Here is a 22008-nt window from a genome sequence, read left to right as displayed (position 1 = left end):
TAGTTAAGGTGGTGGTTAATGGGATTGCTTATTCGGGCTTAATGGCCACTCAAGTCCCGGCCCGTTGCCGCAACTGCTCGGGCAAATGATTACGGTCGCCCAATACTTCCAGCATCGGCCCATATTCAGTGAATTTGATAACACTAACCGAAGCAGCCAGTGCATTGATACGATCCCGATAACGGCCCAAGTCGATGCCCAGCAAGCTGCACAGCAAAATCCGGATCGTGGCTTTGTGCGATACCAGCAGCACATTGCCGGTTTTGTGTTGGGTTTGGATTTCCGTGATCACCGGCAGGGCGCGGGCGGCGATTTGCATGGCTGTTTCGCCTCCGGTGGGAGGATTCCAGGCCGGATCGGTTTGCCAGCGCAGGTAGTCCTGCGCATGGTGCTGATTGACATAGTCTTGTTCCTGGTCCTCCCAGGCGCCATAGCTGATTTCCTCCAGGCCCGGCCGGAATTGCATGGTCAGACTCAATGCATCGCACAAGGGCTGCGCGGTGGCAATGGCGCGTTGCATTGGGCTGACGAAGACAGCGCTCCAGGTAAGCGAGCGGTAGGCATCGGCAAAGGCTTGCGCCATTGCCTTGCCTTCAGCCGTCAAATCCGGGTCCAGCGATCCGCAAAACGCGCCGCGTTGGCTGTATACGGTTTCGCCGTGGCGCAGCAAATAGATTTTCAAGCTCATAGTCGCCTCAATACGGCCAATGCCATTGATCCTCTTCCGGGCGGTCTATGCCGTTTTGGTAAGCATAATTGCGGCAGTCGATTTGCCGGTCGCGCAGCTTTTCTTTGACGTGCGCACCCGACACTTGCAGAGCCGGAATCCGGTCTATCGCATCAATGGCCAGGCTAAAACGGTCGGTTTCGTTTTGGATCGCCAGTTCCAGCGGGGTGTTGATACTGCCTTTTTCCTTATAGCCGCGCACATGCATATTGGCGTGATTGTGACGCCGATAGGCCAGACGATGAATCAGCCACGGATAACCGTGGAAATTAAATATCACCGGTTTATTAACGGTAAACAGGCTATCGAAATCCCGATCCGACAGACCGTGCGGATGCTCGCTGGCAGGTACCAGTTTGTAGAGATCAACCACATTGATGAAACGAATCTTCAGTTGCGGAAAGTGCTCGCGTAGCAACACCACCGCCGCCAAGGCTTCTTTGGTGGGAATGTCGCCGGCGCTGGCCATCACCAGATCCGGTTCGGCACCGTCATCGTTGCTGGCCCATTCCCAGATGCCGATGCCTTTGGTGCAATGTTTGATCGCCGCATCCATATCCAGGTACTGCAGATGCTTTTGTTTGTCACAGACGATGACGTTGATGTAGTCGGTGCTGTTCAGGCAGTGATCGGCCACGGACAGCAGGCAATTGACGTCGGGTGGCAGATAGATGCGCGTCACCGACGGACTTTTATTGACTACTAAATCCAGGAAACCGGGGTCTTGATGGGTGAAACCGTTGTGATCTTGGCGCCAAACCGTAGAGGTAATCAGTAAATTCAACGAGGATACCGGGGCCCGCCAGGACACGGCTTTGGACATGTCCAGCCATTTGGCATGTTGATTGAACATGGAATCGATGACATGCACAAACGCTTCGTACGACGAAAAGAAACCGTGTCGACCGGTCAATAAATAGCCTTCCAGCCAGCCTTCCAGGGTATGTTCCGAGAGCATTTCCATTACCCGGCCATCCGTCGCCAGTTCGCCGCCGTCGGCATCTTCCGGCAAGTAATCGGCCAGCCAGGTTTTCTTACTGGCTTTGTAAACATCATCCAGTTTGTTGGAGCTGTTTTCGTCGGGGCCGAACACCCGAAAGTTGTGCATATTGGCACTCATGATGTCGCGCAAAAACTTGCCCAGCGGCCGGGTATTTTCCGCCGACACTTTGCCGGGTCCGTCCAAGGCCAAGGCGTAATCGCGAAAATCCGGCATCCGCAGGGCTTTGCGTAGCAAGCCGCCGTTGGCGTGCGGATTGGCACTCATCCTGCGGTTACCGGTTGGTGCTAGGGCTTTAAGTTCCGGAATCAACTTGCCCTTGCTATCGAACAATTCTTCCGGCTTGTAACTGTGCAGCCAGTCGGACAAGAGTTGCATATGCGCCGGATTGTCTTTTACCCCAGCCAGCGGCACCTGATGAGAACGCCAGAAGGCCTCGACTTTATGCCCATCCACTTCTTTCGGTCCGGTCCAGCCTTTCGGGCTGCGCAAGATAATCATCGGCCACAGCGGGCGAGTCGGGATGCCGCTCGCGCGGGCTTCTTGTTGGATTTTCCGAATCGCCAACACACACGTTTCCATCACCCCGGCCATTAGTTGATGCATGGTCTCGGGATCGCTACCTTCCACGAAATAGGGGGTGTAGCCGTAGCCGCGAAACAACTGCTCCAGCTCTTCATGGGAAATTCGCGCCAGCAAAGTCGGGTTGTTAATCTTGTAACCGTTCAGATGCAGGATGGGCAACACTGCGCCATCGCGGATCGGATTCAGGAATTTATTGGAGTGCCAGGACGTCGCCAGCGGCCCAGTCTCGGCTTCGCCGTCGCCAACCGCCACTGCTACCAACAAATCCGGATTGTCGTAAGCGGCGCCGTAAGCATGGGAAATACTGTAGCCTAGCTCGCCACCTTCGTGTATCGAACCCGGTGTCTCCGGGGTGCAATGGCTGCCAATGCCGCCTGGAAAGGAAAATTCTTTAAAAAACTGCAATAAACCTTCTTCGTCTTCACCCTTGTTCGGATAAATCTCGGCATAAGTCCCTTCCAGATACACCGGTGCCAATACGCCGGGTGCGCCGTGGCCGGGGCCGGCCAGGAAAATCGCATTCAGATCATATTTTTTTATCAGCCGGTTCAGATGGATATACATAAAACTCAAGCCGGGACTGGAACCCCAGTGGCCCAGTAGTCGGTTTTTGATGTGATCCGGTTTAAGAGGTTCTTTTAGTAAAGGGTTATCGCGGAGGTAAATCATCCCGGCGGCCAGATAGTTGCAAGCTCGCCAGTAAGCGTTGATGTTGTTTATCTCTTCCTTGTCTAAAGGTGTAATGCTAGGTGTCGTAGTCGTCATGTGCTAACTCCCTTCTATAGTTGAGTCGCTAACGCGACAGATTATTCGTATGTCGGTTCGCGGACCGACAACCGCGATACTTTCTTTTGCGTCGCCAATCCACATGGAGGTGGTGAATGTGGAAAATGCAGGAGCAATTTTCCACAAAAGAAAGTATCCAAAGAAAAGGCGACCCGATATTCCGCCTGAATCCTGCGCTTCTCACTTTTGGCGAGGGTTTTCGGAAGGGCCATCCCTGGCCCTCCGAAAACGAGCGGCATCCCTGCCGCTCCCCTACGGGCAATTCTCGCCAAAAGCTGCGATGCTCGGGGCGGCATAACCGGAAAAAACCACCCTCCATTAGGGCCGACAAATCGGCAGGAGAGCCGATTTGCATGCGAAGCACCCGCAGGGCGAAAAACAGGGAAGTTTCTCGTGAACCCGACATCAAAACCAGCCGTCGCGCTAGCGACACCAAATCCCTCAAACCATCGAACTAATAGTGTTACGAAACCGATTCAAAGCCAGCGCAAAGAACACTCCACCAATCTCAATCAAAGCCAAAAAATCAGCCCAAACAATACTTAACCCGGCCCCTCGATACAAAATAGCCTGCGCCAATGACACGAAATGGGTGGTCGGGGCTGCGAGCATGATATTTTGCACCAGCACCGGCATACTTTCGCGGGGTGTCATGCCACCGGACAGCATTTGCAAAGGTAGCAAGATGATCAGCATCAATAATCCTAATTGAGGCATTGAACGCGCCAAGGTTCCCAAATAGATGCCTAAGGAAGTGGTGGCAAATAGATGCAGCAACATGCCCAAAATAAATAAGCTCAGCGAGCCTTGAATCGGTACCTCCAGTAAGCCATGCACCACAAAAATGATAGACGCAGTCGCTACCACCACCACGACCAAGCCCATCGACCACACTTTGGCTGACATGATTTCAAATGGCGTCAGCGGCATCACCAATAGATGCTCTATCGTGCCGTGCTCGCGCTCGCGGATCAGTGCCGCGCCGGTCAAAATGATGGACAAGGTGGTGATGCTATTCACCACTTCCATCAGCGAGCCGAACCACACTGAGCTTAAATTGGGATTGAAGCGGGTTCTGATCTCCAACTCCACCGGTAGGGTCATGACTGCACGGTGACCTTGAGCAAAGGCATTGACTTCGCCGTTCAAAATCGTCTGGATGTAGGTATTGCCTATGAAGGCTTGGGAGATGCGGGTGGCATCGATATTCAGTTGCAGCGCCGGCTGCCGACCGGCCAACATATCGCGCTGGAAATGCGAGGGTATATCTAGTACAAAACTATATAAACCAACGTCCATGCCGTGATCTGTTTCGTATTGATCGATAATCACTGGTGTCAAAAAATAAGGTTCGTAAAAGGCGTTGATGATGCGGGTCGAGAGTGGCGAACGGTCCTCGTCGACGATGGCGATCGGCGCTTTGTGCAGCGACTGCGGGACGCCGGTGGCGATCAGATAAACTTGCCCGGTGAAGGAGAATAGGATCATTACCAGCATCATGGTGTCGCGGCTGAGGCTGCGGAGTTCTTTGATGCCTAGGTAGTAGATGTTGAGTAGGGTTTCCATTTGTTACTCAATATTCCAAGGCGGCTTGGTATAGGTGTCGCTGTCGCGACGGCTGTTTATATGTCGGTGCTCGGACCGACAGCCGAGTGACTTTTCTTTGTTTGGCCAAAGAAAAGTCACCAAAAGAAAGGCCACCCGGATTCCGCCTTAATCCTGCGCTTCTCGCTTTTGGCGAGGGTTTTCGGAAGGGGCTTCCCAGCCCCTCCGAAAACGAGCGGCATCCTTGCCGCTCCCCTGCGGGCCTTGTTCGCCAAAAGCTGCGATGCTCGGGGCGGAATGACGGGATAAAAACCGCTTCGCTTAATAACATTCAACTTTCCTGCTTCTTCAACAGCACCACACTCAATCCAACAATCACCGGTATTGCCAGCGCCAGTGGCCACAGTGATGGGCCCAGTTCGGCGAAACCGAGTGCTTTGGAAAATGTGCCGCGGCATATGGTCAGGAAGTAGGCGCCGGGGAAAGTTTCGCCCATTAGTCGGGCGCCGCCTTCCAGCGAGGACACCGGATCTATCATTCCGGAGAAGCGGGTGGAGGGAATAAAGGTGGTCAGAAAGGTGGCGAAGATGGCGGCGATTTGGCTGTTGGTGAAGGTGGAAATCAATAAACCTATGCCGGTTGAGGCGGTGACGTATAGCAGGGCGGCGACTGTCAAAGTCAGGAAATTGCCTTTGAACGGCACGCCGAATACGAAGATGGCGAGGATAGACAGCAGTAAAAAATTCAACATGCCCACAGCAATATAGGGCAACTGCTTGCCGACCAGAAACTCGAATTTGGTCACTGGAGTGACGTATAAATTTAATATCGAACCTAGTTCTTTTTCTCGGACCACACTAAGAGCGCTCAGCATCGCCGGGATCAGCATCAACAAAATGGGGATTACCGCCGGCACCATGGCCGGCAGGCTTTTGACGTCGGCGTTGTAACGAAAGCGGGTTTCTATTTTCATCAAGCCAGCGGGTTGCTGGGTGGTGCTGCGACTGCGGGCCATTTCTAGCAGCCAGCCCTGGTGCATGGCTTGCACATAGCCGATGACGTTTTCGGCACGGGTCGGCATGGCGCCGTCTATCCAGGCGCCGATCTTGACCTGATCGCCAGTTTCCAAATCGCGGGCGAAGTGGGGCGGTATTTCCAATGCCAAACTCAGTTCGCCGCTACGCATGCGTTGATCCAGTTCGGCGTAATCGGCCAGTGGCGGCCTGGGCAGAAAATAACGTGAGCCACCCAAATCCAGCGCGTAATTGTTACTCAGCGTGGTTTGGTCGCGGTCCAGTACCGCAAAGCGCAAGTCCTCCACATCCATCGTGATGCCATAACCGAAAGTAAACATCAGAAACAAAGTACCGACCAAGGCAATTGAGGCGCGGATTGGGTCGCGGCGTAGCTCCAAGGCTTCGCGCAGCGTGTAACTGTAAAGACGGGTCAAACTAAAGCCGGCAGCGGCTTGTGCAGCTTGAGTTTGCGGCGACACCACCACCGCTGCTTCGCTAGATGCCTCGGCGTCGTCCTCACTGCCGCTAGCTTTTTGCAAATAGCCGATAAAGGCTTCCTCAAGCGTTGCGTGACCGCTATCTTTCACCAAGGCCGCCGGCGTATCGCTGGCCAGCACCTTGCCAGCATGCATCAGCGAGATGCGGTCGCAACGCTCGGCTTCGTTCATGAAGTGGGTGGATATAAAAATGGTGACCTGGTCGTGGCGGGACAGTTCTATCATCAGCTCCCAGAACCGGTCGCGCTCGATAGGATCGACACCGGAAGTCGGCTCATCGAGAATTAACAGATCTGGTCGGTGGATCATGGCTACCGCCAGCGACAGGCGTTGCCTAATGCCAAGCGGCAGCGCGTCGGGCAAGGTATCCAAAACCGAATCTAGTTGGAAGCGCTGGGCCATTTCGGCAACTCGGCCTAGAGTTTCCGCAGCCGGCAGATGAAACAGCTTGGCGTGCAATTCCAGGTTTTGCCGGACCGTCAGCTCGGAATACAGCGAGAAGGCTTGCGACATGTAACCGACCCGTTTGCGGGTGGCCAGATTGCCGGCGTCGACCACTTGCCCAAACAACAAGGCCGTTCCCGAAGTAGGTTGCAACAGGCCGGTGAGCATTTTCATGGTAGTGGATTTGCCGCAACCGTTGGAACCCAGAAACCCAAAAATCTCGCCGCGGGCGATGCGCAGGCTGACATTGTCCACGGCGATAAATTCACCAAAACGCATGCTTAAATCATGCGCTTCGATAGCGATATCATCGTCATTGCTTTGCCTTGGCGGAATCACGATGGCATGGTGACCGCGGCGTTTGGCTTCCGGCAGCAATAAGATAAAGGCTTCTTCCAGACTATCGGCTTTTGCTTGCGCGCGCAGTTCGGCGGCGGTGCCGGTCGCCAGGATCTTGCCGGCATCCATCGCCACCAGCCAATCAAAGCGTTCGGCTTCGTCCATGTAAGCCGTAGAAACCAGCACGCTCATCCCGGCGCGGCGCTGACGCAGGCGGGCAATCAGTTCCCAAAACTGGGCGCGTGATAGCGGATCGACGCCGGTAGTCGGTTCGTCCAGCACCAGCAGGTCAGGGTCGTGGATCAGCGCGCAGCATAAACCCAGCTTCTGTTTCATGCCGCCGGACAATTGCCCGGCAGGGCGGTCGCGGAAGGTTTCCAGGTTGGTGCTCTTCAGTAATTCGGCGATACGTTGCTCGCGCTCGGCTTGCTGCTGACCGAACAGCCGGCCAAAGAAATCGACGTTTTCGAACACCGACAAGGTCAGATAAAGATTTTTGCCCAGCCCTTGCGGCATATAAGCAATGCGCGGACACACGGCGCGGCGATGGCTGGCGTCGGCCATGTCACCGCCCAACACCTCGATTTTGCCTTGTTGGATTCTCCGCGCCCCGGTCAATAAGGACATCAGGCTGGACTTGCCGACGCCATCCGGGCCGATCAAGCCCAGCATTTGATTGGCCGGCAAATCCAGATTCAGATTATCCAAAGCCAACTGTTCGCCGTAGCGCAAGCTCAGATTTTGTATGCTCACCACCGGCGTGGCAGCGGTTGGGGTATTCATTGCGGCAGTTTGATAGCCAGATTGGCCGGCCACTCGGCTTTTGGGTCTATCTTCACATAGGCCATGCCGGGCACACCGGTTTTGACCTGATTGAGATGTTGTTTCAGCAATTCCGGATCGAGTCTGGCGCGCACCCGAAACATTAACTTCAGGCGTTCGGTTTCGGTTTCCACCGTTTTTGGGGTGAATTGGGCGACACTAGCGACAAAACTCGCTGTGGCCGGAATCACCAAGTCCGGCACTGCATCCAGCACCAGCCGGATCTCACTCCCTAAGGCGACCTTGCCGGCCGCTTCCGTAGGCAGGAAAAAAGTCATATATACGTCGGCGAGATCGACCATGTTCAACACCCGGCCACCGGCCGCCAACACTTCGCCGGGCTCGGCGACCCGGTATTGGATGCGACCGTCGCGCGGCGCTTTTAACACGCTGTCTTCTATGTCGGCTTGCAATCGACTGACGGTCGCCTGGGCGGCTTCGATGAGGGTTTGCGAGGCCACTGCTTGGGATTTTGCCGCTTCGATACCCGCACCTGCCGCCGCGACCTGAGCTTGCGCGGCATTGATCGCCGCCTGCATACCCAGCACTCTAGCCTGATCGTCATCAACTTCCTGTTGCGGCGTCGCACCTTCGCCGACCAGGCGTTGCGAACGTTTTAAGCGTTTGTTGGCGGCATCGAATTCGGCCTGCCGTTGCGCCACCACCGCCAGCGCGGCATTGCGTTCGCTTTGGCGTTGCACGATGACTGCCTTGGCGGTGATCCTGGCGCTTTCGGCGTGACGGACTTGGGCTTGGGCTTCCGTTTGCTGGGCTTGTAATACTTGGGTGTCCATCCGTGCCAGCACCATGCCAAACTGCACAAAGTCACCTTCGTACGGCAGAATCTCGACAATCCGACCAGGTGTTTTGGTGGCAATATCGATCTCGGTGGCTTCAATCCGGCCATTGCCGGTGACAATGGCTTCCGGGAGTGGGGCAGGGCGCATCCACCACCAAACCAGCATCGCTACGGCTAGCAATGCCAGGCCCGGCAAGATGAACTTGCGTATTGAGCGAGCCGGTTTCGTCGGCGGTGCAGTTGCGGTTTCCGGTTTGGCCGGTTCCTTTACGCTAGCCATTATTGATCCTCGGAAAGCTGCGATTGCACGGTGCTAATATCCGGGCCGCCGCCCAGGGCTTTATACACCGCAATCAGATGGGTGGAAGTGTCTGCTTCGGAGCGGGCCAGTTCGATTTCGGCAGCATAAAGGCTGCGTTGCGAGTCCAGCACATCCAAGAACGAGATGACGCCTTCCTGATAGCGTAGTTGCGACAGCCTCAGCGATTCGCGCAAGTCCAGCGTGGAGCTGGCTAGTAACTGTCGGCGCTGCTCTTCATTTAAATATCTACTCAACACGGTTTCGGTTTCGCGCAGCGCTTCCAACACGGTTTTTTCGTAGGTCAGAAAAGCTTCCTGTTGCCGCGCGTCGGCCAGATCGATGCCGGCGCGGACCCTGCCAAAATTGAGTAAAGGTTGCAGTAGATTGGCGGCGGTGCCATAGGAGAAAGCCGCCGATTTGAATAAGGATTCTAAGTCCGTGCTGCGCAGGCCAAGAAAGGCTGACAAAGAAATCTTCGGAAACAATTCGGCAACAGCCGCGCCTTTCAGTGCAGTGGCGGCGGCCAGCTTGCGCTCGGCGATTTGCAAATCCGGCCGGTTGCGTAGCGTCGCTGCCGGTGAGGTCAACAGGTCTATGCCCGCTGCCTGCGGCACAGAACCCAACTGGCTTAACTCAAGCGCCAGCGTGCCGGGATGCGCGCCAATCAGCAGTTCCAATTGCCGCAGCAGTCCGGTCAGTTTGGCTTGCAAGGCCGGGATTTGCGCCATGGTAGTTTCGGTCAGCGCGCGAGCGCGCACCACTTCATGGCGGGCAACCACACCTTCGTTAAACAATTTTTCGGTCAATGACAGCGTGGCTTGCTGGGTTTGCAGATTCGAGGTGGTAATGCGCAGTTGATTCTGGGTGCTGCGGTATTCGACATAACCGCGGGCCAGTTCCGCGCTGAGCGTGACTAGCGCTTGCCGATAAGCGGCGTTAGCACCATCAAGCTCGGCCAAAGCCGCTTCCAGACGCCGTTGTTGGCGGCCGAATAAGTCGATTTCCCATAGCGCGTCGAAACCCAGTTCGAACATGTTGTAACGAAGTCCTGGAGCCAAGGCCGGTAATGGGTTGTCCTGGCGTTGCGCACCGGCCTTAATATTTACGGTGGGGAATAACTCTGCTTGCGTGCCGCGTCGTTCGGCTCGGGCCTGATCGATACGGGTCAGGGCGATTTTTAGATCCAGATTGCCGGCCAAGGCTTTGGCCATCAACGCATTCAAGGGCACATCGTTAAAGCGCAGCCACCAGTTTTGCAAGGGCTTGGGGTCTGATGTTGTTATGGCTAGATTGCTGCTTTCAGCCTGCCAACTAACCGGAACATCCGCTGTTGGTTCACGGTAATCCGGGCCAACGGTACAACCGCCAGCAGCGATCAAGATGATTATCCATGCCGGCTTATGCGGCATTGGGCTCTTGAAACCGATGAGCTAGCCGCTGCCTGAATAACTCAGATTTAGTACGTTCCATGGCACGGTCCTGTATGAATCTTACCCAAGCAGCGTAATGGTTGAGGTAAGTCAAGTCTGTGCGTTAGCGTACTTAACTTGACCCGTTTTTTGTTGAACCAATGGGTGGCAGATATGTTCGATAGCGTACAGACGATGGATTTTTTTAAGCCTAGAGTCTGGCATAGAGTTTGCCGCCGCCTTACAACGCTCTGCGGGGGTAATCGATTCCCTAGAGCGCGGATATATTTTTCACTAAGAGGTAAGTAGTCATGAACACGACAATTACAAACGAAAAACCCACCGAAGATTTCGCAGCGTTGAAAAAACTGACTGCAACAGTCTATCTATGCCAAGTATTAACCTTTGCCTTTGCCGGCTTACCGCTATTAGTCGGCGTAGCGATTAATTTTTTCTACCGCAACAATGTCAAAGGCACTTGGCTGGAATCGCATTTTAATTGGCAGATCAAAACCGTCTGGGTGACGTTGGCAGGCTTTGCCTTGTCCGGTCTGGTGTTGATGCTGGACATACAACTTAGCTTGATTGTGTTGCTTCCGACCTTACTGTTACTAGTCTACAGAATCGTCATCGGCTGGACCAATTTGACTGCCGAGAAGTCTTTGCAAGATCTGAGTTAAACCATCACAGACTCGCTTAGCCAACGTCGTCTAAATCGGCGTTGGCTAAGCCCCGCTTCATCAAGTCCCTAAAATACGCTCGTAAGTGTCCCGCTCGGTTCGATAACATTCGCAAGCAGCGCCTTCCAGGCCGCCACGATCCAGAACCGTAATATCCCCGCGCCGATAACTAATCAGCTTTTGTTCCTGCAAGGACAGCGCGGCTTTGGTGATGCCGACTCGCCGTACACCCAAGATATAGGCCAGGAAAATATGCGTGACATGGAAGGTGTCGGCGTGCGCGCGGTCATGCGTCATCAGCAACCAACGCGCCAGGCGCGCTTCCACCAGATGAAAGCGGTTGCAGGCCGCGGTTTGCGCCAGTTGACTCATGGATACATATAAATAGCGTTTTAACTCCAGCTGTAAGGGCCTGCTACGTTCCAGTTCCTGTAAAAACAAAGGTACGCTTATACGCAATGCCGAACCTGCGCCTTGCACCAGCGCTTGAAATGGCGCGATATCGACACCCAATGTCAGGGTGATGCCCAAAATACCTTCGTCCCCGATTAAACCGACTTCCAGACCGGTATCGCCATCGACCGGCGTTACCAGGGAAATAAAACTATCGATTGGAAAATACACATGCGGAATCTTGGTGCCAGCTAGATAGAGCACTTCCGCAAAGCTTAGATCGACCGGTTCGCAGTGAGCAAGCAAGTGCTGGCGGTCACTATCCGGTAGGGCATTCAAGAGGCGATTGGCCGCGGGAACAGCGGGTATGGACGACACTAGCGTTCTCCGGCGGTGTGTTGAGGTAGCCCGACAGAAGATAACAGATGCGAACAGATGTAAATCGCTATGCCGGTGCTGGTCAGCGGCTTTACGCCAGCTGTTTGGGGGCAGGTTAGCGGTTAGGGAATTGCTTGTCTGTATGTTAGCGCACTTACTTACAACTAACTAAGCAGGTTCCGGTTCATAAGATTAGTTTTGATTTGTTCGAGCGTATGTGCCCCAGCGTACAGACTTCAGCAAGGCGCTGCCGTAATCTAGTGCCAGCTTAGGTGGAATCACCCAGCAGCCGGGATGTAGACATTCAGTAATAGTTCGGTCGTCGCGGTTTTAGAGCAGGATGCCAGCTCTTGAGCAGCTTTTATTTAAGCGAGCGATAGTGGTTATTTTGCACCTTTATAGAATATATACACCGGGTAAATTTATGAAAATTAGACACTTTTTAATGGCACTGCTGTTATCTTTCGGATCATTGGCCGCGCATGCCGCCGGTAGTCCGTTGAACGAAAGCTTTACCAATCTGCTCGCTCTATCCAACAACGCCTTGGAAGTAGGCAAAACCGGCGATACCAAAGCCTTTATAGAGAGCGCTACGGTCGCTTGGGAAGCGATGAAAGTTCAAAATGAAAAGGGTAGCTCCATTCGTCTGCAACGGGCTAACGCCAAATTAAAAGCGGCGATAAAAGCTGCTAAAGCCGGCAACTTGCAAGAAGGTATTGCCGAGGTTGAACAAGGCATAGAAGAAATGAAATTGGCAAAGGTTAACGGACAGTAACAACTACGCTATCCGTTAAAAGCAGTTTTATGTTTTAGTACATCTACAAAGCCGGTCATCACCGGCTTTTTTTGTGGCTGGTGCTCAACGATATTGGTTCACCGTTTTGGCTTGGGGAGGCTTTGTCATGCCGATGAAAGGGAAGAAACTAAGCGGGGGAAGATTCGGATTGGTGCTACTATTCAACTGTTGGTCACAAACACGAAGACCCGCAACTTAAAGCAATATATGTAATGCCCATCTCGTTATGAATCCCGCCGACTTACGCCGCTATGCCGAGCAAAAGCTCGCCGCTCGTCCGCTGAAAAGCAAAAAATCGCCAATCGACGAACAGCGCTTGCTGCATGAGTTGCTGGTGCATCAGATTGAACTGGAAACAGTCATCGAAAATTTACGCCACACGCAAGACGAGTTGGCGGTATCACAGGCGCGTTATTTCGATTTATACGATTTGGCGCCGGTAGGCTATTTGACCGTCAGTGCGCAAGACATCATCCTGGAAGCCAATCTTACCGCCACTCAATTACTGGGCGTGCCGCGCCATGCTTTGCATTCCCAAGTCCTAAGCCGCTACATCGCCTTTGCCGACCAGGACATTTATTATCTGCACCGCAAAGCGCTAATCGAAAGCAAGCAAGCGCAGACCTGTGAGCTTAATTTTGTGAAGCCGGACGGCGACGATTTCTGCGTCAGACTGGAAATGAATCTGGCGATTGCCGCCGATGGCGAGCAGATTCTGCGGATTGTAATCAGCGACGTTAGTCGGGAAAAAACCAAAGACCAATTTTTACGCCAGGCGGCGGCCATGTTCGAAACCGCCCGTGAAGGCGTGATGGTTACCGATGCCGATATGCGGATTTTGGTGGTTAATCGGGCTTTTAGCGAATTAACCGGCTATTCGGCGGACGAAGTGTTAGGAAAAACGCCGAAAACCCTGAAGTCCGGCCGGCAGGACCAAGCCTTTTACGTGGATATGTGGGGGCAGATTAACGACAGCGGTTATTGGCAAGGCGAAATTTGGAATCGGCGCAAGGATGGCGAGATTTATCCGCAAATGCTCAGCGTCAGCGCGGTACGCGACGAAAATAATCGGGTGACGCATTACGTTGGGGTGTTTTCCGATATTTCCCAGCTCAAGGATGCAGTCGCCCGCCTGGAGTTTTTGGCTCACCACGATCCTCTAACCAGTTTGCCTAATCGTTTGTTATTGTTTGCGCGCCTGGAACATTGCATAGGCTTGTCGCGCCGCGAACGGAAAGCGGCAGCCTTGTTGATGCTCGATCTGGATCGATTTAAAGACGTTAACGACAGCTTCGGCCATTTGGCCGGCGACGAGCTGCTGCAACAAGTGGCGGCAAAATTAAGCAGCCGGCTGCGCGGCATCGACACCGTGACCCGTCTGGGCGGCGACGAATTTGCCATATTGCTGGAAGATTTGGCGCATCCGCAGGATGCGGCGCTGGTAGCGGCGGAGATTATCGAATCGCTTAACGAACCGTGGCGTTTGTCCAACGGTTCCGAAGTGCGGGTTGGTGTCAGCATAGGCATCAGTTTACTGCCGGAACATGGCAACAGCTCCGAAGAGCTTTTGCAACACGCGGACGCGGCTTTATATCGCGCCAAAGCGGAAGGGCGCGGTAATTTTAAATATTTCTCGGAAGACCTGACCCAAGCGGCCTTACGCCGTATTAACTTGGAGTCGTTATTGCGGCGGGCGCTGCGTCGTCAAGAATTACTGGTTTATTATCAACCGCAAGTAGACATCAGCACGGGCCGCATTATCGGCGCGGAAGCCTTGTTGCGCTGGCATCATGCGGAGGAGGGCGTGATACCGCCCAGCCAGTTCATCCCGGTGGCCGAGGAAATTGGCCTGATAGCCGAGATCGGCGAATGGGTGTTAAAGGAAGTGTGTAGGCAAGGTAGGCGTTGGCTGGATGCCGGGTTAGCGCCGATCAAGCTGGCGGTCAATCTGTCGCCGCATCAGCTACGGCATGGCGACATAGCCGCCAGTATTGCTGCGATACTCAGCCAAACCGGCTTTCCGCCCGAGCTGTTAGAGTTGGAATTAACCGAAAGCGCGTTGATGGAGAGGGAAACGGAGGTGGTGTTGGTCCTCTGTAAGCTACAGGCCTTGGGTGTGCGGCTGGCCATCGACGATTTCGGCACCGGTTATTCTTCGTTGGCTTATCTCAAGCATTTTCCGTTAGACATTCTGAAAATCGATAAAACTTTTATCGACGACATTCCGCAGTTGGAAGACGATAAAGAAATCGCCTCGGCAATTATCGGCATGGGCCATACCTTGCGTTTGCAAGTGTTGGCGGAAGGCGTGGAAACCCAAGAACAACTGGATTTTCTGCAAGAACATGGCTGCGATTTTTATCAGGGCTATTTGAAAAGCCCGGCGCTGGCGGCTGCGGAGTTTTCTGCGTTGTTGCAGAGCCAACTTTGAGGTGTCCGTGGTAGGGCCGAATTCATTCGATCTATAAAGGCGGTTAGTGCGAATTCTTCGCACCTGCAAGCTCGCCTTGTCACAAGGCCATTAATTCATCATCGGTGGGGGGGGGGGGGGGGGGAGGAGCCTATCCGACTCGGCTCTCACCACCTGGTAGCATTCGCAAACCCGCGCTTCCAAACCCGGCCTATCCAGCACCGTTATTTTCCCTCTGCTGTAATGGATCAATCCCGCATGTTGCAGTTTCCCGGCGGCCTCGGTAACGCCTTCGCGCCGTACGCCCAGCATGTTGGCGATCAATTCCTGGGTCATGGTCAATTCGTTCGACGGCAGCCTGTCCATACTTAACAACAACCAACGACAGAGTTGTTGATCCACCGAATGGTGCCGATTGCACACCGCGGTTTGCGCCATTTGCGTGATCAGCGCCTGGGTATAACGCAGCAGCAAATGCAGCATGCCTTCGTAGCGGTTGAATTCCTGCATCAACAGTTGCCCGCGCAAGCGAAACGCATGGCCGGCACTTTGCACCACGGCGCGGTTCGGCATGCTGCCGCCGCCCATGAACAATGCCACGCCGATGATGCCGTCGTTGCCGACCACGGCGATTTCCGCCGATGCGCCGTTCTCCATCACATACAGCAAGGAGACGATACAGGTAGTGGGGAAGTAGACGTAACGCAGCTCGCCGCCGGATTCGTAAATTACTTCTCCCAACGGCATCTCCACGTGTTCCAGGTGCGGTAACAGTCGTTCGTATTCCGCTTCCGGTAACACTTTTAGCAAATGGTTGTATTGCGGGCTATCGAGATCGGTCATCTGCTGCCTAGGTAGTTATCGGACAAAATAGATTGGCTCCTGCAATCGGGACTAGTGTAAACCTTAATTGTATTTAGAAATGAAATTCCTCTCTGTGCGCTAAGGAACAGAGCAATTGGGCTTTTTGTGCGCAGAGCGCAAACAGGCTTATGTGCGGTAACGTACAGACCGGAATTAACCAGGCTATTACCCTGTCTATCTACGAATCAGGCTAACGCGATATTTAACCTAAGCCTGCATCGCTCTTCACTTTACAGGGCCTCCATGACCATGTGTGCGACTCGCCGCAGCAACGTTCTTCAGTTGCGGCGGTTTTTTTTGAGCGGCTTTTTGCCAGATTGGATGCCGCGTGAAATGCCTACCTGCTCAGTGAAATCAGAGAACTAAATCATGCTAATAGAAAACTCGTCACTATCCGGTGCGGATGTCAGCCACGCGAATATGCCTGGCGGTGCTGAACCGGTAAATCCGGATGCCGGTATTGCATTAGCCAAGGCCGGCTTGCTGAGCTTACAAAACCCGGCCGGTTATTGGGTGTTCGAACTGGAAGCCGATTGCACCATCCCCGCAGAATACATTCTGATGATGCATTACATGGCCGAGATCGACACGGCCTTGCAAGCTAAAATCGCCAACTTCCTGCGCAGCCAGGCCGGCGCGGACGGCAGTTATCCGCTGTACAAAGACGGCCCTGGCGACCTTAGTTGTACTATCAAAGCCTATTACGCATTAAAAATGGCGGGCGACGGCATGGACGCGGTGCATATGGTCAAAGCGCGCGAGTGGATATTGATGCACGGCGGCGCGGCGAAGGCCAATGTGTTTACCCGCATCATGCTGGCAATGTTTCAACAAATCCCCTGGCGCGGTGTACCGTTTATTCCGGTGGAAATCATGCTGTTACCGAAGTGGTTTCCGTTTCATATCGACAAAGTGTCGTATTGGTCGCGGACCGTGATGGTGCCGTTGTCCATTCTCTGTACCTATCAGGTCAAAGCCCGCAACCCGCACAAGATTGATATTGCCGAGTTGTTTCTAACGCCGGCAAACTTGGAAAACCATTATTTTTCCCATGTCAAAACGCCGCTAGGCAAAGCTATTTTAGTGTTGGATCGAATTGGCCGACTGCTGGAGCCGTTGCTACCCGGCTTTATCCGCCGTAAGGCCACGGCCAAGGCCACGGACTGGTTCATGGCGCGGCTAAACGGCTACGATGGCCTGGGGGCGATATTTACCGCGATGGTCAATGCTTACGAGGCGATGGATTATCTGGGGATTCCGCCGGACAACGCCCAACGGCAAATCGCCAGAGCAGCTATCGATAAATTGTTGGTGGTGAAAGACGATACGGCTTATTGCCAGCCTTGCGTGTCGCCGATCTGGGATACCGGTTTGGCCGTGTTGGCTTTGCAGGAAGTCGATAGTCAGCAGCACGACCCGGACAGCCGGCAAGCCACGCAATCGGCCTTACACTGGTTGGCGAGCAAACAATTGAGCGACGAGCCGGGCGACTGGCGTGTACAACGCCCGAACTTGGCCGGCGGCGGTTGGGCTTTTCAATTCGGCAATAGCTATTACCCGGATGTAGACGATACCGCCGTGGTGGCGTATGCGATGCAGCAAGCCGAGATGCCGGAATTTACCGAGAATATCCGGCGCGCCGCACACTGGATTAGCGGCATGCAATCGCGCAATGGCGGCTATGGGGCTTTCGATGCCGACAACGATCACTATTATTTAAATCAAATTCCATTTGCCGACCACGGCGCGCTGTTGGACCCGCCAACTGCCGATGTTAGTGCCCGTTGCATCATGCTGTTAGGTAAACTGGACATGCCGCAGTATCGCCCTGTTATCGACCGCTGCGTCGCTTACTTACGTGCCGAGCAGGAGGTCGATGGTTCTTGGTTTGGGCGCTGGGGCACCAATTATATTTACGGCACCTGGTCGGTGTTGCTGGGATTTGCCGTAGCCGGCATTCCTGCGAGCGACGCCAGCGTGCGTCGGGCCGTGACTTGGTTGAAATCCAAGCAACGCGCCGATGGCGGCTGGGGCGAGGGCAATATCGGCTATCACGACCCCAGGATTCGCGGTGAATTCGAATGCAGTACCGCATTTCATACCGCCTTGGCCGTCATGGCTTTGCTGGCCGCTGAGGAAACAGACTGCCTGGAAGTCAGCGACGGCGTGAACTATCTGCTGAGAAATCAACAGGCCGACGGCTTCTGGCACGACGACTGTTTTAACGCGCCGGGTTTTCCGAAGTTTTTTTATCTGAAATATCACGGTTACGACAAATTCTTTCCGTTGTGGGCTCTGGCTCGTTATCGCAACGCGCGGGCAAGCGGATAAAACCATTATGGCCTTTCCTCATGCAACCCGAACCAGCGCATTCGTCGCCGGCTTGTCGCTATCGGCACCGCTGACCTTGCTTGCCATCCTTAACACCAGCGGTTTACTGGGTGTTGGCATTGCCGACCCGCAAGTTGTGGCATTTTTTGTGATCTACGCGCTGCTGACTGGGTCGGTATTCGTGCTCGATGTGCGAAGCTTTGCGCCAAAACAACTGAAAACCCGGATTCCCTTGGTCTATTTTCCAACCGATCAGGCAGGTATGGACTTTCTAATATCGGTATTCGGAAGAATACTGATTTGGGTAGCGGGTGTGGTGGCGGGCGTGGGTATGCTGGTGCCGCTCTGGTACTTCCTGCAGAAGCAATAAAATAAAGTTTCAAAGGTTTCGATTACTCTCGGCGACTCGAAATCCTCGTAAGTTGCCAAAAGTCTGTTCCCTCTCCTGATGGATAGGAGATTTAAATCAGTAAAAGTAATCTTTTATTATTCCCCTCGCCCCAGCCGGAGCTTGGTGTTGATACTGCACGCTGAATAGCTTATTAAGGCTTTGCCGCGAGTTTGGCTTTGTCGATTTTCGTGCGGGATTTCTTGGTGGATTTAGTCTCGATCTTGACCTGTGCAGTGCCGTCTTTTTTCATATCCAGCTTGTTCGCCGCACTGCTGGAAAGGTCTATAGCTCTATCTTCCTTGGCCGCCGGGCCTCTATCGTTGATGGTCACTTCGACTTTTTTACCGTTATCCAGATTGGTCACGGTGGCTTTGGTTCCCATGGGCAAACTCGGGTGCGCGGCGGTGAGTTTTTTCTGATCGAAAGTCTCGCCGCTGGCCGTCTCCTGGCCGTGGAAGCCGGGTCCATACCACGATGCTTCGCCGACTTCCTTATGCTTAGTTTCCTTGGGTACGCCTGCTTGATCCGGCGACTGCTGTGGAGCTTGCTCGTTGGAGCGATCCGAGCGACAACCGGAGCTAGCCCATAATCCAATCAGTAATGCGCCTATAAATCCCGAAATTCTACGATGCGTTGCCATGCCCATTCTCCTGTTGTTTTATAGGCAAAACATGCGCCGAATCGACCGGCAAGTCTGTGCGCTAACGTACCTAGTTTTGCGCCCAACGTGCAGGATCGATAGTGCACAAATCGATTTGCTGACACGGCCAAGCAAATTCCGCCTATGTGTCTTTCCGTACATATTCGTGTATCAGGCAAGCGCATAATTTGAAGCTAATGAAACAGCCTGTTTTTAGACACCGGAGGAGGAAGCGTGATATGAGCGCCCATGAATTGCGAGCACAAGCGCGCCGGTCGGTGCAAACACGCCGTTTACGCGACAGACGGCAGACTGACTATCCGTTTGGTTCACCGGAGTGGCTGGAAAATATCAAAAACGCTTATGTAGCTTGGCCGAAAGCCGACCGTCGCGACCATATGCGGCGCGCGGAGGACAGGCGTATGGCGGATAGACGACACACACAGGCGTCCGAACAGCAGCGCGCTGCCCAAAAATATTCCCGAGTCGTGTTAACCAGCGAAGAAAGAAGGCTAATTCAAAGCTTGTATTTGCCTGATACCCATCAGTAGGATGGTGTGCGGTTTGGCGGACCGAAGTCGATTCAGGATTTGCCTATCTCCGTTATAGAGACCAGCAACACCGATGCATCGCCAAGTTCTCGGTGTTGGCAATCAAGATGGGCGGTAAACCGCGTTCCATCGTGGCGCATCATCTCTAAATCCAGAGCCAGTCTCTCGGTCGTAACCAAATCCATCATGTTTCGGAACTGCAGAGACCAACGCTGATGATCTTCTACAGCCACAAATTTCGAGAACCGCAGCTTGAGTGATGATCCATGCGGGATACCCAGTAATGCGGCGCCCGTCAGGTTAATTTCATCGATTTGTTCTGCGGAATCGATAACGATATAGCCAATCGGGGCGAAGTCGTACAGATCTCGGTAGCGGTCTCGCGCTGAGGTCAAAGCAACATCTATTCTTTGCAACTCGTCGAATTGCATTTCCAGTTCGATCTTGTGCACCAACAATTCGTGCAGCAGCATTTCGGCCGGTTTAGCCCGAAGCTGCTCGGGCGATAAGTTTGCCACCATGGCTTCGGCTGCCTTTCTCAGCGACTTACGCCGCTCGATTCCATCCCATTTTTGGTCCATGCCTTGGTTCTCCAGGTCGAGGGGCCGACCAATTGTGTAGGTAGTCACCAAAAAAGGATGGCTGCGGTTTGCGCCGAGCTTAGTCGATTGGTATGAATGACGGCAGTGCATGACCGCTATCTGTTGCTTGGCAAAACTGTCGGGTCGAACCTGTCGATGAACCGGTCGGTTTGGCTTATGTACGCTAACGAACTGTGTTTCATCGCACAAAGGCGTCTAATTCCTTACAACGCTTTCCCAGCCCGCGACTCCGCTAATCCTACCACCCGATCCGGCCCGGGGCGCAAAAATTTCACAGGGCGAATCGCTAGCCAGCCGCAACGGCCTAGCCTGGAAAGCCGGTTAGCGATGCTATTCGATGTTTAACTCACAGGAAAAAATCATGAAAACAATTACATACCCCGGATCGTTAACGACGATCTATGGCGTAAGCCTGATCGCGGCGCTGTTTGCCGTCGGTTGCGCGAGCATTCCGGCACCGACCGAACAAATGGCGGTGTCCAAGGCGGCAGTGAACAGCGCCAATAGCGCCGGCGGCAACGAATTTGCACCGGTAGCTTTGCGAGCGGCCATGGAAAAAATGGACGCCGCCGAACGGGCGATGGCGCGCGAAGATTATCTAATGGCCAGACAGCAAGCCGAACAAGCCCAGGTTGATGCGCAACTTGCGGCCTCTACCGCTCGTGCTGCCAAGGCGCAAAAGGCTGCTAGCGAGCTGCAGGAAGGCAATCGCGTGTTACGCGAAGAACTCAATCGCGTAACCCAATAATTCACAATGGAGACCATTATGCATACCTATCGATATTTATCCCTAACCCTGCTTGCCGCTGCGGTTGCTGCCGGCTGTAGCTCGGTGCCCAATGCATCCTTAATCGATGCTCACAACAGTTATAACAACGCCCGTATCAATTCCGACGTCAGCACGCTGGCAGAGCTGGAAATGAAGCAGGCGTCGGATACCCTGAAAAAGGCCGACGACGCTTACGCAAAGGACGACGATGATGAAAGCGTCACCCATCTGGCCTATATCGCTAACCAACAAGTGGCCATCGCGCAGGTAACCGCCAAGCGTAAAACCGCGGAAAAGGCGGTCAACAGTGCCGAAGCGAAGCGCAACGAGGTGCGTCTCGATGCCCGAACCGCGGAAGCGGATGCCGCCAAACGCCAAGCGGCGGCCAGTCAACTGACCGTAGACCGGCAAGCAACGGAATTGGTCATCGCCGGTATCAATAGCGAGCGCGACGAGGCATTGATTGCGCAACAGGAAATCTTGATTAACGAACTGAATGCGAAGAAAACCGCACGCGGTTTGGTGATTACCTTGGGCGACGTGTTGTTTCGAACCAATAAAGCCCAGCTGCAATCCGGCGGAATGCGCAATGTCGACAAAATAGGCGACTTCCTAAAGGAATATCCCGACTATAAGGTATTGGTCGAAGGCTATACCGACAGTCGGGGTAGCGACGAACATAATCTGGAACTCTCCGACCGTCGCGCTTATGCAGTGCGCACCGCTTTGGTGGACGCCGGTGTGAACAGTGACCGAGTCAGAACGCGTGGTTACGGCGAGGAATACCCGGTTGCCGGTAACGATACCGCATCCAGCCGGCAGTTGAATCGCCGAGTGGAAATTATCATGTCGGACGAAAAGGGTAATATTGCCGCGCGTTAGTGCTATTTAGACAATTCGTCATTACCGGGTAAAGTTTGATGTCACTGGGCT

General features: G+C 53.9%; 18 protein-coding genes. 8 read left to right on the top strand and 10 right to left on the bottom strand.

Annotated elements, in window-relative coordinates:
* Positions 1-49 precede the first annotated feature (49 nt).
* The 6 genes from ACR64Q_RS14845 to ACR64Q_RS14820 form a co-directional block, all read right to left on the bottom strand.
* The gene (locus ACR64Q_RS14845; protein WP_313732301.1) at positions 50-688 is read right to left on the bottom strand and encodes a histidine phosphatase family protein; all 639 of its coding nucleotides are present in this window, start codon (positions 686-688) and stop codon (positions 50-52) included.
* Positions 689-695: 7 nt separating this feature from the next.
* A complete protein-coding gene (locus ACR64Q_RS14840; RefSeq protein ID WP_313732300.1) occupies positions 696-3077 on the bottom strand; it encodes a phosphoketolase family protein in 2382 nt (793 codons plus the stop codon).
* Positions 3078-3539: 462 nt separating this feature from the next.
* Positions 3540-4664 (bottom strand): ABC transporter permease, encoded by a 1125-nt coding sequence (locus tag ACR64Q_RS14835; protein WP_313732299.1) that lies wholly within the window; start codon positions 4662-4664, stop codon positions 3540-3542.
* Positions 4665-4974: 310 nt separating this feature from the next.
* Positions 4975-7722, bottom strand: coding sequence for a ribosome-associated ATPase/putative transporter RbbA (gene rbbA, locus ACR64Q_RS14830; protein WP_313732298.1), 2748 nt, complete (start codon positions 7720-7722; stop codon positions 4975-4977).
* A complete protein-coding gene (locus ACR64Q_RS14825) occupies positions 7719-8840 on the bottom strand; it encodes an HlyD family secretion protein (RefSeq protein ID WP_483823340.1) in 1122 nt (373 codons plus the stop codon). Before ACR64Q_RS14825 ends, rbbA begins: the two co-directional genes overlap by 4 nt.
* Positions 8840-10270: an efflux transporter outer membrane subunit gene (locus tag ACR64Q_RS14820; protein WP_313732297.1), complete on the bottom strand. Its 1431-nt coding sequence runs from the start codon at positions 10268-10270 to the stop codon at positions 8840-8842. Before ACR64Q_RS14820 ends, ACR64Q_RS14825 begins: the two co-directional genes overlap by 1 nt.
* A 311-nt stretch (positions 10271-10581) precedes the next feature.
* Between ACR64Q_RS14820 and ACR64Q_RS14815 the strand changes: the two genes are divergently transcribed.
* Positions 10582-10950 (top strand): DUF4870 family protein, encoded by a 369-nt coding sequence (locus ACR64Q_RS14815; protein WP_313732296.1) that lies wholly within the window; start codon positions 10582-10584, stop codon positions 10948-10950.
* A 60-nt stretch (positions 10951-11010) separates the two neighbouring features.
* Here ACR64Q_RS14815 and ACR64Q_RS14810 read toward each other — a convergent pair whose 3' ends face one another.
* Positions 11011-11721, bottom strand: coding sequence for a Crp/Fnr family transcriptional regulator (locus ACR64Q_RS14810; protein ID WP_026601605.1), 711 nt, complete (start codon positions 11719-11721; stop codon positions 11011-11013).
* Positions 11722-12145: 424 nt separating this feature from the next.
* Here ACR64Q_RS14810 and ACR64Q_RS14805 point away from each other — a divergent pair, with 424 nt between their 5' ends.
* Together ACR64Q_RS14805 and ACR64Q_RS14800 are read left to right on the top strand one after the other, a co-directional pair.
* Positions 12146-12496, top strand: coding sequence for a hypothetical protein (locus ACR64Q_RS14805; RefSeq protein WP_020485195.1), 351 nt, complete (start codon positions 12146-12148; stop codon positions 12494-12496).
* Positions 12497-12743: 247 nt separating this feature from the next.
* Positions 12744-14948: a putative bifunctional diguanylate cyclase/phosphodiesterase gene (locus tag ACR64Q_RS14800; RefSeq protein ID WP_313732295.1), complete on the top strand. Its 2205-nt coding sequence runs from the start codon at positions 12744-12746 to the stop codon at positions 14946-14948.
* A gap of 90 nt (positions 14949-15038) precedes the next feature.
* Here the strand turns inward: ACR64Q_RS14800 and ACR64Q_RS14795 are convergent, their stop codons facing one another.
* A complete protein-coding gene (locus tag ACR64Q_RS14795; RefSeq protein WP_483823339.1) occupies positions 15039-15770 on the bottom strand; it encodes a Crp/Fnr family transcriptional regulator in 732 nt (243 codons plus the stop codon).
* Between the two features lie 390 nt (positions 15771-16160).
* Between ACR64Q_RS14795 and shc the strand changes: the two genes are divergently transcribed.
* A complete protein-coding gene (gene shc / locus ACR64Q_RS14790; RefSeq protein ID WP_409521144.1) occupies positions 16161-18122 on the top strand; it encodes a squalene--hopene cyclase in 1962 nt (653 codons plus the stop codon).
* Between the two features lie 7 nt (positions 18123-18129).
* Positions 18130-18492, top strand: a complete 363-nt coding sequence (locus tag ACR64Q_RS14785) for a hypothetical protein (protein WP_026601601.1) — start codon at positions 18130-18132, stop codon at positions 18490-18492.
* 172 nt (positions 18493-18664) lie between these two features.
* Here the strand turns inward: ACR64Q_RS14785 and ACR64Q_RS14780 are convergent, their stop codons facing one another.
* Positions 18665-19153 carry a septal ring lytic transglycosylase RlpA family protein gene (locus ACR64Q_RS14780; RefSeq protein ID WP_026601600.1) on the bottom strand — a complete coding sequence of 163 codons (489 nt, stop codon included), beginning with the start codon at positions 19151-19153 and terminating at the stop codon, positions 18665-18667.
* Positions 19154-19392: 239 nt separating this feature from the next.
* Here ACR64Q_RS14780 and ACR64Q_RS14775 point away from each other — a divergent pair, with 239 nt between their 5' ends.
* On the top strand, positions 19393-19704 hold the full coding sequence (locus tag ACR64Q_RS14775; RefSeq protein ID WP_026601599.1) for a hypothetical protein: 312 nt from the start codon (positions 19393-19395) through the stop codon (positions 19702-19704).
* 32 nt (positions 19705-19736) lie between these two features.
* On the opposite strand, the gene ACR64Q_RS14770 is transcribed toward ACR64Q_RS14775, so the two are convergent.
* Positions 19737-20285 carry a PAS domain-containing protein gene (locus tag ACR64Q_RS14770; protein WP_026601598.1) on the bottom strand — a complete coding sequence of 183 codons (549 nt, stop codon included), beginning with the start codon at positions 20283-20285 and terminating at the stop codon, positions 19737-19739.
* A 382-nt stretch (positions 20286-20667) separates the two neighbouring features.
* Here ACR64Q_RS14770 and ACR64Q_RS14765 point away from each other — a divergent pair, with 382 nt between their 5' ends.
* The gene (locus tag ACR64Q_RS14765) at positions 20668-21054 is read left to right on the top strand and encodes a DUF4398 domain-containing protein (RefSeq protein ID WP_020485203.1); all 387 of its coding nucleotides are present in this window, start codon (positions 20668-20670) and stop codon (positions 21052-21054) included.
* 18 nt (positions 21055-21072) lie between these two features.
* A complete protein-coding gene (locus ACR64Q_RS14760; protein WP_026601597.1) occupies positions 21073-21957 on the top strand; it encodes an OmpA family protein in 885 nt (294 codons plus the stop codon).
* The last annotated feature ends 51 nt before the right edge of the window (positions 21958-22008 follow it).

This window comes from Methylomonas sp. 2F7 (genome assembly GCF_057126975.1).
This window is presented reverse-complemented; position numbering and strand designations above follow the sequence as displayed.